This window comes from Martinezella sp. CNPSo 3890 (assembly GCF_057784455.1).
Genome location: NZ_JBXSOR010000034.1, coordinates 1 through 13288, shown reverse-complemented (window position 1 = coordinate 13288; position 13288 = coordinate 1). Strand labels below are relative to the sequence as shown.

12 protein-coding genes and 3 pseudogenes are annotated in these 13288 nt (G+C 60.4%); 9 read left to right on the top strand and 6 right to left on the bottom strand.

All coding sequences use genetic code 11. From position 1 onward, the window contains the following. Nucleotides 1–70 precede the first annotated feature (70 nt). Entirely contained in the window at nucleotides 71–301 is a 231-nt protein-coding gene (locus AC13RC_RS33850) for a hypothetical protein (protein WP_488559763.1), read from the top strand. Here the strand turns inward: AC13RC_RS33850 and AC13RC_RS33845 are convergent. Then, nucleotides 265–401: pseudogene (locus tag AC13RC_RS33845) on the bottom strand (winged helix-turn-helix domain-containing protein); the annotation flags it as partial. The gene AC13RC_RS33850 and the pseudogene AC13RC_RS33845 sit on opposite strands and share 37 nt — an antisense overlap. A gap of 170 nt (nucleotides 402–571) precedes the next feature. Between AC13RC_RS33845 and AC13RC_RS33840 the strand changes: the two are divergent. The 7 genes and pseudogenes from AC13RC_RS33840 to AC13RC_RS33810 all read left to right on the top strand — a co-directional run bounded on the left by AC13RC_RS33840 (nucleotide 572) and on the right by AC13RC_RS33810 (nucleotide 7077). Further along, complete coding sequence (locus tag AC13RC_RS33840) at nucleotides 572–871, top strand: DUF1330 domain-containing protein (RefSeq protein ID WP_095433357.1); 300 nt, start codon at nucleotides 572–574, stop codon at nucleotides 869–871. Nucleotides 872–1034: 163 nt separating this feature from the next. Beyond that, nucleotides 1035–1477: pseudogene (gene rsfS / locus AC13RC_RS33835) on the top strand (ribosome silencing factor). A gap of 172 nt (nucleotides 1478–1649) precedes the next feature. Continuing rightward, the gene (gene rlmH, locus AC13RC_RS33830) at nucleotides 1650–2132 is read left to right on the top strand and encodes a 23S rRNA (pseudouridine(1915)-N(3))-methyltransferase RlmH (RefSeq protein WP_113389683.1); all 483 of its coding nucleotides are present in this window, start codon (nucleotides 1650–1652) and stop codon (nucleotides 2130–2132) included. A 187-nt stretch (nucleotides 2133–2319) separates the two neighbouring features. Then, the gene (locus AC13RC_RS33825) at nucleotides 2320–3756 is read left to right on the top strand and encodes a murein hydrolase activator EnvC family protein (protein WP_488559762.1); all 1437 of its coding nucleotides are present in this window, start codon (nucleotides 2320–2322) and stop codon (nucleotides 3754–3756) included. Further along, a complete protein-coding gene (locus AC13RC_RS33820) occupies nucleotides 3746–5074 on the top strand; it encodes a S41 family peptidase (RefSeq protein ID WP_113333468.1) in 1329 nt (442 codons plus the stop codon). The genes AC13RC_RS33825 and AC13RC_RS33820 overlap by 11 nt, the downstream gene beginning before the upstream one ends. 228 nt (nucleotides 5075–5302) lie before the next feature. Further along, nucleotides 5303–6496, top strand: coding sequence for a divergent polysaccharide deacetylase family protein (locus AC13RC_RS33815; protein ID WP_488559761.1), 1194 nt, complete (start codon nucleotides 5303–5305; stop codon nucleotides 6494–6496). Between the two features lie 41 nt (nucleotides 6497–6537). Continuing rightward, a complete protein-coding gene (locus AC13RC_RS33810) occupies nucleotides 6538–7077 on the top strand; it encodes an RNA pyrophosphohydrolase (RefSeq protein ID WP_488559760.1) in 540 nt (179 codons plus the stop codon). A gap of 143 nt (nucleotides 7078–7220) precedes the next feature. On the opposite strand, the gene bfr is transcribed toward AC13RC_RS33810, so the two are convergent. Continuing rightward, nucleotides 7221–7706, bottom strand: a complete 486-nt coding sequence (bfr, locus tag AC13RC_RS33805) for a bacterioferritin (protein WP_069611399.1) — start codon at nucleotides 7704–7706, stop codon at nucleotides 7221–7223. Then, on the bottom strand, nucleotides 7672–7944 hold the full coding sequence (locus AC13RC_RS33800; RefSeq protein WP_244575290.1) for a (2Fe-2S)-binding protein: 273 nt from the start codon (nucleotides 7942–7944) through the stop codon (nucleotides 7672–7674). The genes bfr and AC13RC_RS33800 overlap by 35 nt, the downstream gene beginning before the upstream one ends. Between AC13RC_RS33800 and AC13RC_RS33795 the strand changes: the two genes are divergently transcribed. After that, the gene (locus AC13RC_RS33795; protein WP_371865536.1) at nucleotides 7831–8085 is read left to right on the top strand and encodes a hypothetical protein; all 255 of its coding nucleotides are present in this window, start codon (nucleotides 7831–7833) and stop codon (nucleotides 8083–8085) included. The two genes, AC13RC_RS33800 and AC13RC_RS33795, sit on opposite strands and share 114 nt — an antisense overlap. Nucleotides 8086–8123: 38 nt before the next feature. Here the strand turns inward: AC13RC_RS33795 and AC13RC_RS33790 are convergent, their stop codons facing one another. The 3 genes and pseudogenes from AC13RC_RS33790 to AC13RC_RS33780 all read right to left on the bottom strand — a co-directional run. Beyond that, a complete protein-coding gene (locus tag AC13RC_RS33790; protein WP_488559759.1) occupies nucleotides 8124–11588 on the bottom strand; it encodes an error-prone DNA polymerase in 3465 nt (1154 codons plus the stop codon). Then, on the bottom strand, nucleotides 11585–13012 hold the full coding sequence (locus AC13RC_RS33785) for a Y-family DNA polymerase (protein WP_233788778.1): 1428 nt from the start codon (nucleotides 13010–13012) through the stop codon (nucleotides 11585–11587). Before AC13RC_RS33785 ends, AC13RC_RS33790 begins: the two co-directional genes overlap by 4 nt. Nucleotides 13013–13052: 40 nt before the next feature. Beyond that, a pseudogene (locus tag AC13RC_RS33780) lies at nucleotides 13053–13288 on the bottom strand (hypothetical protein); the annotation flags it as partial.

The following is a 13288-nucleotide window of genomic DNA, read 5'->3' as shown; positions in this document are numbered from 1 at the left end:
ATCTGTCAGATAGACCTCCGGATTATGACCTTGCAGTTTGACCGTTTCGATGATGATCAGGATGTTGGCGATGCGCTCACCGCCCTTGTCCGAGCCGGCAAACAGCCAGTTCTTCCTTCCGATTCCATTCCCCGTTCATTCTGCCCATGTCGGCGATGAAGTCGAGGTTGATTATCGCTGGCATCCGTATTTCGGCCAGAAGGTAATGGTTCGCCGCGTCGAAGAGCGCGCGACAGGTCGATTTCTGAAGGTCTTGGGGCCGCCAGCGCGGCCGGCGGCCGAGATCGAGCCGGTCTGCTGAATATGCTCGGAAGCTCCATCTTGCCGCGCCCAAGCCGATCCTGCCCCGAAAAGCTGATGCGGAGAATGGGCTTCAATGATGACTGCGGAGCGTCGGTCATGGCACCTGTAACGGTTTGGTCTCAATGGTTTATAGGCGGCTTTCGCGCGCCTGTACATGCCGGGGAGAATGGACGGAAGACGGTAGCGGCCTATCTGATTTCCAATACAACGGCGCACTTCCAAACAGGAGTGCCGCGAGTTCTTCATCGTCGCACGAATGGGAAAAACAATGTCGGCTTATATCATCTCCGATGTCACGGTAAGCGATGCCGAGGCCTTCCAGATCTACCGGACCCGCGCAGCCGCCTCCATAACCCGGTATGGAGGGCATTATCTTGTCCGCGGCGGCCCGATCGAAAAGCTGGAAGGCGACTGGTCGCCGCAGGCAATCGTGATCGTCGAGTTTCCCGACATCGAGCGAGCCAGAGCCTGGTATCGCTCACCGGAATATGCCCATGCCCTTGAAGTTCGCGACCAAGCGCTCAGCCGCAACCTCATTCTTGTCGACGGAGTGACCCCGGAAAGCTGATTTTTGGCATCTGCCGCGGATGTTCACCCATATCTGGTGCAAAAGAGCCCCGTTCAGACGCAAATCCTTGTCCCGAATGGCCGAAGTTGCAGGCCTGCGTCTTGAAACCTTAATGCTTTGGTGCCTATCTTTATGACGTGATCGAGTCAGATCACTCACGTGCATGTTCTGTTACTCAAGGAAGGAAGAGCACTGACAACAGTACACGCCAAGGGAAGAACGCCTGTCGTTATCCCGAAGAGCTCGGAACGTGGCGCCGATGCCGCTGCCCGCGCCCTGCAAGCCGTCCTCGCAAGCCTCGAGGATTCCAAGGCCGAAAATATCGTCACCATCGACATTGCTGGCAAGTCCGCGCTTGGAGACTACATGGTCGTGGTCTCCGGCCGATCGAACCGCCATGTCCTGGCGATTGCCGACCATCTCATGACCGATCTCAAGGACGAGGGCTTCGGCAATGCCCGCGTCGAGGGTCTCGATGGCGGCGACTGGGTGTTGATCGACACCGGCGACATCATCGTTCATGTCTTCCGACCCGAGATCCGCGAGTTCTACAACATCGAAAAGATGTGGGCAGCACCCGATCTCGATGAAGGCACGCTGCACTAGCGGAGCGACCGCATTTCCGGGAAAACTGGGTAGCGGTTTTCCGCCCGGGATGCGGAAGGATCCAAGGGCGCCTTCCCGGCCCCTCCTGTGCAGGTTTAGATCGCCGGAGATGAACCTCCGGCAAGAGTTTCGTTTTGTGCCGCCATGACGGCGGATATGCGTGGGAGCGGGAATGCGGATAGGTCTTTTTGCGGTGGGACGGCTGAAAGCCGGCCCGGAAAAGGATCTTGCGGCTCGCTATCTCGACCGTTTCGCCAAGGCCGGACCAGCCATCGGCCTGGAAATGGCGCGCATGACCGAGGTTGCCGAAAGCCGCGCATCCAATAGCGAGACCCGCAAGCGTGAAGAAGCGAGCCTCTTGCAAAAGGCGCATCCCGAAGGCGGTGTCCTCATTCTTCTCGATGAGCGCGGCAAGGCGCTCGACAGTGAAGCCTTCGCCGGCATGCTAGGAACATACCGCGATCAGGGCAAGCGCGACCTGACGATCGCCATCGGCGGTGCCGACGGCCTCGATCCCGCCCTCTACGACAAGGCCGACATGACCATTTGCCTGGGAAAGCTGACCTGGCCGCACCAGCTCGTGCGCATCCTGATTGCCGAACAGCTCTACCGCGCCGTGACCATCCTCTCCGGACATCCCTACCATCGGATGTGATTGCTCCATCCGTTTTGAAAACAGTTTGGCTTTCGCCGTTTTTGCGTTAACGAAACGCTCACACAGGCGTGTTTTGATTCCCGCCCTGAAAATGACGATGCTTCCTGGATGATCGCGGCAAATCAGCTTATTTTCGCGCGATCCGAAGGGACCAGGCCGAACCGACTGGATGAGAAAAGCCCCGCCCATGCTTTCGCGTATCGTGCTGCCAGCTTTGGCGGCAATACTCGGCGTGGGCGCCTATATGGCAGGCCCTTTCTCCCGGGAGGACGTCGCCATCGCGCAGGAAGCGGATGCCATCGCGCCGCAAGCGCCTGACGATCGCCCTTCCGCGACGGCATCGGCATCTGCACAGGAAATCCCTGACCCGGCAGCAGACCTTACGCGCAAGCGCGATGAGACGCGCGCGCAGCTCGATGCGCTTTCCAAGACGATCAGCCTCTCGTCCGGTAAGACGAAGGAACTGGAAGACAGCATCGCCTCTCTCGACAAGAGCACCGAAAGCCTACGTCAGGCGCTGATCGACAGTGCAGCCCGTCGCAAGGACCTGGATCGCAAGATCCAGCAGAGCGAGAAGACGCTGACGAACCTCGCCGTCAGGCAAGACAAGATCCGCGCCTCACTGCACGAGCGCCGCGCGCTGCTGGCCGAGGTTCTCGGCGCGCTGGAGCGCATGGGACGCAATCCGCCGCCGGCTTTGCTGGTAACGCCGGACGATGCGCTCGCATCGGTGCGCAGCGCCATTCTTCTCGGCGCCGTCGTGCCCGGAATGCGCAAGGAGACGGACAAGCTCATCGCCGATCTGACCGATCTCAGCAAGTTGCAGGCCGATACCGCCGCCGAAAAGGCCAGCTTCACCACCACCATGACCAACAGTCTGGAGGAGGAGCGGCGTATGGATCTGCTGATTGCGGAGAATGATAAGCACAGCAAGGAAAACGCCACCCAGCTTGAGGCGGAGCGCAAGCGCGCGGAGGAGCTGGCAGGTCAGGCAACCAGCCTAGAAGGGCTCGTCGCCTCGCTGGAAAGCCAGATCGGCTCGGTGCGGGACGCTGCCGCAGCTGCCCGCGCGGAAGAGGCGCGCCGCGCGCAAATGACCGAACAGCAGCGCGAGCAGGCGAAAGCCCTCGCCGAGAGCGGTGTGCCCGATAAAAACCGCATTACGCCCGCATATGCATTTTCAGACCTGAAGAAAAAGTTGGAGCTGCCCGTGGCGGGCGATATTCTCCGCCAGTTCGGCGACGACGATGGCACCGGCCACACCGCGATGGGACTGACCGTCGCGACCGGCCCGGAAGCACTGGTCACGGCTCCCGCCGACGGCACGGTCGTCTACGCCGGCGCGTTTCGCAGCTACGGACAGATGATCATCCTGGATACGGGCGACGGCTATCACATGGTGCTGTCGGGCATGGACGCGATCAAGACGCGCCCTGGCAGATTCGTCTTCGCTGGCGAACCGCTTGCCACAATGGGCCAAAAAAGAGTCGCGAGCGCGACCGCATTGGCGCTGGAAACGGATCGGCCAACGCTTTACATTGAATTCCGAAAAGATGGAAAACCAGTCGATTCTCGGCCCTGGTGGACCTCCAAAGACACTGGAAAGGCACGCAATGATACGTAGGGCTTCTCTTGTTCTCGTCGGCGCATTGATGGGTGCGACCGCGATGGGCGTTATCTACTCGGCGGTAGCGCCGGCGGAAGCCGCTGGCACTTCCACCTATAAGGAATTGTCGATTTTCGGCGATGTCTTTGAGCGCGTGCGCGCGCAGTATGTGACCCCTCCCCAGGAAGACAAGCTCGTCGAAGCCGCCATCAACGGCATGCTGTCTTCACTGGACCCGCATTCGAGCTACATGAACGCCAAGGATGCGGAAGACATGCGCACCCAGACCAAGGGTGAGTTCGGCGGTCTCGGCATCGAAGTGACGATGGACAACGACCTCGTCAAGGTCATCACCCCGATCGACGACACACCCGCCGCCAAGGCCGGCGTTCTCGCCGGCGACTACATCACCGCCATCGACGGCCAGTCCGTTCGCGGCCTGAAGCTGGAAGACGCCGTCGAGAAGATGCGCGGCCCGGTCAAGACGCCGATCAAGCTTACCCTGATGCGCAAGGGCGTCGATAAGCCGATCGAACTCACCGTCATCCGTGACGTGATCGCCGTTGCCGCCGTCAAGTCGCGCGAGGAAGGCGGCGATGTCGGCTATATCCGCATCATCTCCTTTACGGAAAAAACGACACCGGACCTCGAAGCCGCGATCGCCAAGATCAAGAAGGATATTCCGGCCGACAAGCTGAAGGGCTATGTCCTCGACCTGCGCCTCAACCCGGGCGGCCTGCTCGACCAGGCGATCAACGTTGCCGACGACGTGCTCGAGCGCGGCGAGATCGTTTCGACCCGCGGCCGCAATCCGGACGAGACCCGCCGCTTTAACGCCACCCCGGGCGATCTGACCGACGGCAAGCCGATCATCGTGCTCATCAACGGCGGTTCGGCCTCGGCTTCGGAAATCGTCGCCGGCGCGCTGCAGGATCTGCGCCGCGCCACCGTGCTCGGTACCCAGTCCTTCGGCAAGGGCTCCGTGCAGACGATCATTCCGCTCGGTGACGGCAACGGCGCCCTGCGCCTGACGACAGCGCTCTACTACACGCCGTCGGGCCGTTCGATCCAGGGCACGGGCATTACCCCCGATGTCAAGGTCGACCAGCCACTTCCCGACGATCTGAAGGGCAAGCTGACGACGGAAGGCGAATCCAGCCTGCCTGGCCACATCAAGGGCCAGAGCGAGACCGACAAGGGCTCCGGCTCTTCGGCCTACGTGCCGCCGGACCCGAAGGACGATATCCAGCTCAACTACGCACTCGACCTGCTGCGTGGCGCGAAGACCGATCCGGCCTTCCCGCCGAACCCCGAAAAGGCGGTTTCCTCAAAGTAAGGACCGGCGCCGGGCTGGAAACAGACCCGGCGCTTTCGTGATGAGGGAGCGGGACGAAGTGTATCGTTCCGGTCGTCTCCGCCGGCCTCAATTCCGTATGAATCCGACGTCGCTCAGAAACAATTTTGTTCATGTTTTAGCGCTTTGAGTGCCGCGGGCATTTTTCCGCTTCGCCGTGAGCGATATGCTCGAGGCCGATAGAGTTTTCCGCTTGGGGTGGATTGGAACTTGGGAACGGATTTGCATGCACCGTTGGGACAGAATCGCGGCCCCGGCCGCCAGCGGCGCTCCATCCCCTTTGGACGCATTCTCGGCGGCTTCTGCCTGATCGCGATCGCCGGCTTTTCTCTCCACTCGGCGCTTTTGCGCGATCACCTGCAAAAGACCCAGCCGGTTGAGACGGCAAAGAAGGAAGATCCGGCCCCTCCGGCCGAGACCAAGCCGGCGGAGGCCGGGCAAACCGGCCAGACCGGGCTAACCCAGGTCGATCCGCAATCCGGCGCCAATACCACACGCATCGTTACCGGCGATGGTTCGGTCGTCACCATGTTCAGCCCGAACAACCGTGATGGCAGCGGCCCGGTCCTGATCAACGCCAATCAGGTGGGCCAGGACCCGCGCATGGCGGCAACGCCGAATGACAGCTTGCTGGAAGACTCTCCTTTCGGCAAGCTGCCGATCACCTCGCCGAGCGGCCTGCGACCGATGGATCAATATGCGCGGCCCTGGTCCGGCGCGCGCGGTACCCGCATCGCTATCGTCGTCAGCGGCCTTGGATTGAGCCAGACTGGCACCCAGCGCGCCATCGAGAAGCTGCCGGAAGAAATCACGCTTGCTTTTGCCGTCAGCGGCAACAGCCTGCAGCGCTGGATGCAGGAGGCGCGGCGCGGCGGCCATGAAATTCTCATCCAGGTGCCGTTCGAGCCCTTCGACTATCCCAGCAACAATCCCGGCCCGGATACGCTGCTGACCTCGCTTTCGGCTGCAAGGAACATCGATAACCTGCACAAGGCGATGGGCAAGATCACCAATTATACCGGTGTCATGAACTATCTTGGCGGCCGCTTCCTCGCCAATCCCGGTGCCATGGAACCTGTGCTGCGCGATATTGGAAAGCGCGGCCTGCTGTTCCTGGATGATGGTTCTTCGGCGCAATCCAAATCCGGAATGCTCGCCAAGACACTGGAAGTGCCGCATGCTTTCGCCGATATCCAGCTCGACGGAGAACTGCAGCAGGACGCGATCCTCAGGAAACTCGATGAGCTCGAGCGCATCGCCCGCCGCAACGGTTCCGCGATCGGCGTGGCCTCGGCGTTCGACGAAAGCGTCGATGCCATCAGCAAATGGAGTGAGGAGGCTGCCATGCGCGGCATTGAAATCGTCGCCGTCTCGGCGCTTGCCGACGACCCAAAACATCCCTGACCCCCTGGCCCGGCTCCCCGGGCTGATCCCTGGAGAGAGAAATGAGCACGCCCCACGCGCCCGTAAGAGCCGAAGACCTGCCCTACCGCCCTTGTGTCGGCATCATGATCCTGAATCGGGAGGGCTTGGTCTGGGCCGGCCGCCGCATTCCGGACGGCAATTCCGAATATGACGGCTCACCGCAGCTTTGGCAGATGCCGCAGGGCGGGATAGATGAGAGCGAAGATCCGCTGAAGGCCGCCTATCGCGAGCTTTATGAGGAAACGGGCATGAGAACCGTGACCTTACTCGCGGAGGCGAAGGATTGGATCAATTACGATCTGCCGCCGCAGCTGATCGGCATCGGCCTCAGGGGAAAATACCGCGGCCAGACGCAGCGCTGGTTCGCCTTCCGCTTCGACGGCGACGAGAGCGAGATCGCCATCAATCCGCCGCCGGGCGGCCATGAACCGGAATTCGATGCTTGGGAGTGGAAGCCGATGGCCGAGCTTCCCGGCCTGATCGTTGCCTTCAAGCGATCGGTCTACGAGCAGGTGGTTTCGGAGTTCAGCCATCTGGCCGGCCTGAAGGCCGAAGACTGAACGAAAAAACCGGCCGCAAAGCGGCCGGATTCTGAAGCAATTCCGGGAAAAGTGCGTAGCGATTTTTCGTTCGGAACTGCCGGAAAACAAAAAGATAGAGCGGTTCAGAGTTTCCGTGAAAAGCCGAACCGCTCTGGTATCGATTATTCTGCGGAATCGGCGGAATCAGCGTTGAGCTGGCCATATTTGGCTTCGCCGATTTTTCCGAGCAGTTCGAGCTGGGTTTCGAGGAAGTCGATATGGCCTTCCTCGTCCGCCAAGAGCTCTTCGAACAGCTTCATGGAAACATAATCGCCGGCATCGTGACAGATATCGCGGGATTTCTTGTAGGCGGTGCGGGCATCGTATTCGCCGGCAAGATCGGCTTCCAGCACTTCCTTGACGTTCTGGCCGATGCGCAGCGGCGCCAACGTCTGCAGGTTGGGATGGCCTTCAAGGAAGATGATGCGGGCAACTAGGCGATCGGCGTGCTGCATTTCCTCGATGGATTCTGCGCGCTCCTTCTTGGCAAGCTTGGTGTAGCCCCAGTCTTCGAGAAGTCTGTAGTGAACCCAATATTGGTTGACTGCGCCAAGCTCGAGGAACAGCGCCTCGTTAAGCCGCTCGATGACTTTTTTGTCGCCTTTCAATGTCCGCTCTCCTGTTGTCTTCATGGAATTTTTTCAGGCGGGACATGAAATCAAATATTTCCGCTTCCGTCGAGTGGCGGCGGGCATGATAATCTTGGGTTGTCTGTATAATGATATCAACGACATTCGGGAAGCAGCCGCAGCAACGGCCGCGCTTTTCCATGGCGTGATAAACCTTGGCGGGAACGATGAGCTGCCAACAGTCCTGATCAAGGAGTTCGTTGATAACGTCCCGGATTTCCTTGTCGGTGATGTAATTACAACTGCAAACCAGCATTCTTCGCTCAGCCCGTCAAACATGACACCTGCTGTCTTGTTATCTGCTAAAGAAGACGCTCTTTGTCAAGAAAGAAACGATTCGAATCTGGTCCGCCCATGAGGTCATTGGCCTCCGCCGGGGATGCGGAGGCCGGAATTTCAGTGAAAATTGCGGCCTCGCGGCATGACTCTGGCCGTTTCGGCACCATTGCTGCGGCCTTCCGCCGCTGCCCCTGCAGCGGCTCCACGCGGCAGAGGGGACTTCTCCTTCTGTCTGACATCCATGGTCGGCCGCAGCGCCTCATCCGCTCGATCGCTGACGCCAAAACGCCGCGCCTCGCGCTGCAAAATACCAAGTGCCGACGTCATATCCTCGATATGATCGACCACCACGTGGATGACGCCGCTCTCGCTCTGCAGCCGGCCACGGATCTTCACCAGCCGCGCCCCCATGACGATGGCGCGGTATTTCTCAAACTTCTTCGGCCAGACGATCGCATTGGCGACGCCGGTTTCATCCTCCAAGGTCATGAAGATCACCCCCTTGGCCGAACCCGGCCGCTGGCGCACCAGCACCAGGCCGGCGATCGTCACCATCCGCCCATTCGCCACCTTTGGCAGATCCCGGCTTTGCACGATGCCTTGCCGCGCGAAATCGGCGCGTAGGAAGGAAACCGGATGTGCTTTCAGCGATAGCGACAGATAGCGATAATCTTCGATGACCTGCTCGCCAGGCAGCATTTCCGGCAGCGCAACCACCGGCTCGACCTGCAGCTCCGTATGATCGCCGAGATCGAAGAGGGGAAGCTTTTCAGCAGCGCTGCTGGCATCGAGCGCCCGCACGGCCCATAGCGCTTCCCGTCGGCTCAAGCCGATGGAGCCGAACGCATCCGCATCCGCCAGGCGCTCGATCTGCGCCTTGGCAAGACCGGAGCGAAGCCAGAGGTCACGTACGGACCGATAACCCTCGCCACGACGCTCGACGAGCTGCTTCATCTCGTCTTCGGACAAACCCTTGACCTGCCGGAAGCCGAGACGGACGGCACATTGCGTCTTGATAATCCCGCGCATCGACGCATGACGCGGCTCGACCGCATCCTTATCGAAGCGTCCCCGCTCGAGCAGGCAATCCCAGCTGGAACGATTGATATCCACCGGCCGCACCTCGACGCCATGCTCGCGTGCGTCACGCACCAGCTGCGCCGGGGCATAGAAGCCCATCGGCTGGGCATTGAGGATCGCCGCACAGAAGACATCGGGATAATAGGCCTTGAGCCAGGAGGAGGCGTAGACGAGCAGAGCGAAGGAGGCCGCATGGCTTTCGGGAAAACCATACTCGCCGAAACCTTCGATCTGGCTGAAACAGCGTTCGGCAAAGTCCTGAGGATAGCCTTTCGCGACCATGCCCGAAACCAGATCCGTCTTGAATTCATCGACCCTCCCCGTTCGCTTGAACGTCGCCATGGATCGGCGCAGCCGATCGGCTTTGGCAGGCGAAAATCCGGCTGCAGTGATGGCGATCTGCATCGCCTGTTCCTGAAACAGCGGAACCCCCAAAGTTCGCTCCAGAACAGCCTTCAACTCCGGACGATGATATTCGATCGGCCGCTTGTGAAGATCGTCATCCCGCCGCTTGAGGTAAGGATGAACCATGTCTCCTTGAATGGGGCCGGGACGGACGATCGCTACCTCGATGACCAGATCATAGAATTTACGGGGCCGAAGACGCGGCAGCATGCTCATCTGCGCCCGGCTTTCGATCTGAAAGACGCCGATCGTATCGGCGCGACAGATCATATCATAGACCGGCACGCCATCAGGATATTCCTTGCTCCCAAGGTCGGCGAGCGCCTTCTTCACGTCGTAATGCAACAGCAGTAGGTCGAAGGCCTTGGCAAGGCAGGTCAGCATACCGAGCGCCAGCACGTCGATCTTCAATATATTGAGATTGTCGAGATCATCCTTATTCCACTCAATCATATAGCGATCGTCCATCGCCGTATGCATGATCGGCACGACCTCATCCAGCCGATCCCGCGTGATGACGAAGCCGCCGACATGCTGGGTCAGGTGCCGCGGAAATCCCATCAGCGTCGAGGCATAGGAAAGGACGTTCCGTGTCGTCTTGTCCTTGAGATCGAGGCCGGCAATCTTCGCCTCGCGCTCGGAAAGTTCTTCCGTCGACCAGCCCCAGACGCCGCTCGCAAGAGCCGATTGCACATCTTCCGACAGGCCGAAGGCTTTCGCCACTTCGCGGCCGGCCGAACGTGCGCGATAACTGGTGACCGCCGCCGTCAGCCCGGCATGCTCCTTTTTGTAATGCCTGTAGATGAACTGGATAACCTCTTCACGCTTCTCGTGCTCGAAATCGACATCGATGTCAGGTGGCTCCTCGCGTTCCGTCGAGATGAAACGCTCGAAAAGCAAGCTTGTTATTTCAGGATTGACCTCAGTAATCCTGAGGCAATAACAGACGGTCGAATTGGCTGCCGATCCGCGTCCCTGGCATAGGATATTCGCACTGCGAGCAAACTCCATGATGCGGTGCACCGTCAGGAAATATGGCTCATATTTCCGCTCCCTGATGAGCTTGAGCTCGTGCTCGATCTGCATCGAGACCTTTGACGGGATCCCTTCAGGAAAGCGCCATCTGGCCCCCTCCCAGGTCAGTCTCCTCAGCGTTTCCGCAACGGTCTCTCCAGGAACGCTTTCGTCGGGATAATTATGTTTCAGCTCGTCCAGCGAAAAAGAAAGCCGGCTAAAAAACTTCTGCGTATTGGCGATGGCCTTCGGATAATCCCTGAAGAGGCGCGCCATCTCGGCAGCATCCTTCATGTAGCGCTCGGCATTCGCCGCCAGCCTGAAGCCGGCTTCGGCGATCGGCACATGCTCGCGGATCGAAACGACGATATCGGCAAGCGGCTTGCGCTCAGTCGAATGATAGAGCGGCTGATTGCTGGCGATCAACCGCACGCCATTGCGCTGCGCCAGGATGGAAAGCGTGGCGAAGACCATGCGGTCCCGCCCGTCATAGGCCGGCGACAGGACCATGTGGAACTTCCGGCCGAATCGCATCCATAACCGCTTCAGGCATTGCTCCAGCTTTTCCTGCCCTTGTTGCGTCTCGACACTTTCAGCATCGGGAATAAGCGCCAGCATCATCTCGTCGCCCCATTCCGTCAGATCGGCCTCTTCGAGCTGGCAGGAACCCTTCTCGGCTCTGAGATTGCCAGCACTCAACAGCCGGCAGAGATGCGCCCAGCCCTTACGGTTTTCCGGATAGGCAAGAATGTCAGGCGTGCCGTCCGAAAACACCAGGCGCGCGCCCGGCTGGAAAGGGACCGGCTTCAGAAGCGGCTTTTCTGGCTCGCCCTTCGCTCGAAGCGTTAGATTCTTCTCAATGCCCTCCTTGTATTTTTCCCAGAGAATCTTGGTATGCGCATGCGCCTTAACGACGCCGGCAACCGAATTGCGGTCGGCAATTCCAAATCCCGACAGTTTCAGGATGGCGGCCTGCGCCGCGATTTCCTCTGGATGCGAGGCACCTTCGAGAAAGGAGAAATTCGTTCTCACCCCGATCTCAAAGAAGGGCACGGGTTCGTGGAAACTCGGACGCGCGTTCATGCGAAGACTCCATGCATGTACCAGTCAGGCGTCGTGGCGCCTCGGCCATAGAGCCCCTTTCGGAACAACCAGAAACGATGGCCTTCCTCATCTTCGACCTGGAAGTAATCGCGGTCAGGTTCTTGCCTTTCCTCGAGCCACCATTCCGCCGAAAGCCGCTCCGGCCCTTCGGCCCGGCTGACCCGATGCATGACCCGCCGCCAGCGAAATTGCCGGGGCGGGCCATCGGGCACTTCGGCAGCAATGGTTTCGACCAGTTCCGGCATGCGAAACAGCCGCAGCGGCCGCTCGCCGCGGAAGAAGCCATGGCCAGCATCCTCCTGACCTGTGCGCGGCTTCGAGCTAAGGATGGTCATCGCCGGCAGCGGCCGCACAGCTCGTTCGGGGATATGGCTCTGCCGCAGCTCGAACCCTTGCAGGCAGTCCGGCCCCAGCCGGGCGGCCACGCGATCCACAAAGGCGGCAAGCGAGCCTTCCTGACGATCTCCTCCGACAAAATCGCCTTGCATGGCATCGAAGGGCGCATGCTGAAGCACATTCAGGCGGATGATTTCGAAACCATAGCCGACATCGAGATCGTCATGAATGGCGCCGAAGCGCTCAGTGAATAGGCTGGCGATCCGGCTCGGCTCACGCAACGGCTGCGATGCGCCGGCCGCGATACGGAAGACCGCGCCATCCACACGGAAGAGCAGGAGCTCGAAGGAGCGACCACCGATGCCGCGGGCTTCCAGCCCCGGCTTCAGGCTTTCGGCAAGCTGGCGGGCAAGCTGAAGAATATCCTCTTCGGCCTGCACCGGCTCGGCCAGCCGGCGCTCGGCCGACAATTGCGCGACCGGGCGGCGCGGCGAGATCGGCTCTTCGACCAGACCGACGGCCTGATCGAGCCGCAGCAGCAGCTGCGCGCCGAACCGGCGGGCAAGCGGCGCTCGTGGTGCGGCCAGAAGATCGCCCACCTGCTTCAGGCCCATCTTCTGCAAGGCTGCAATAGTCTCCTCGCCAAGCCGAAGACATGCGACCGGCAGCGACGCCAATGCCTCTTCCATGGCCTCCGGCGGGACGATACGGCTCTCGTCAAAGCGGGCAACGGCCCAGGAGAGGCCGGGTGCGGAGGAAATGGCGCCGCGCACATCGAAGCCCAGCCGGGAAATCCGGATCAAGACATCCTCGAGCAGCGCCTCTTCACCGCCGAAGAGATGGGCGCAGCCGGTAATGTCGAGAAACAGCCCGTCCTTGCCGTCGATCGCCACCAGCGGCGTATAACGGTCACACCAGTCGGCGATCGCTTCCAGAAGCTTGCGATCCGCCGCCGGATCCTCCTCGACGACATCGAGATCGGGACAGATCGCCTTTGCCTCGGCCACGCCCTGCCCCTGTTTCAAGCCGATCATTTCAGCCCGTTCGTTGAGCGCGGTCAGCCGCACGGCATTGTTGAGCTTGCCGGCACAGGCGAGCGGCGGCGCTTCAAGCCTGCCTGTCGAACGCCAGGACAGACCCCAGCGCTTGCGTGCGATCCGGTCGGTCGGCAGATGCGGAAAGGTCAGCGCCAGAATGCGCTGCGTGTTCGCCGGGAAAGGCAAGGTGCTGAACATCGGAGACAGGGGCAAAGCGGCGGTCATGGGCATTCCACTCCAAGGTTATGGAAAGAGGCGCTGGGTTTCGGCTCTTTTCCAAGGTCAGACGAAAGGCCGGGTGACCGA

Coding starts and splice junctions, on each gene's coding strand:
- AC13RC_RS33850 (WP_488559763.1), top strand. CDS start 71: ATGCGCTCACCGCCCTTGTCCGAGCCGGCAAACAGCCAGTTCTTCCTT.
- AC13RC_RS33840 (WP_095433357.1), top strand. CDS start 572: ATGTCGGCTTATATCATCTCCGATGTCACGGTAAGCGATGCCGAGGCC.
- rlmH (WP_113389683.1), top strand. CDS start 1,650: ATGCGGATAGGTCTTTTTGCGGTGGGACGGCTGAAAGCCGGCCCGGAA.
- AC13RC_RS33825 (WP_488559762.1), top strand. CDS start 2,320: ATGCTTTCGCGTATCGTGCTGCCAGCTTTGGCGGCAATACTCGGCGTG.
- AC13RC_RS33820 (WP_113333468.1), top strand. CDS start 3,746: ATGATACGTAGGGCTTCTCTTGTTCTCGTCGGCGCATTGATGGGTGCG.
- AC13RC_RS33810 (WP_488559760.1), top strand. CDS start 6,538: ATGAGCACGCCCCACGCGCCCGTAAGAGCCGAAGACCTGCCCTACCGC.
- AC13RC_RS33790 (WP_488559759.1), bottom strand. CDS start 11,588: ATGAACGCGCGTCCGAGTTTCCACGAACCCGTGCCCTTCTTTGAGATC.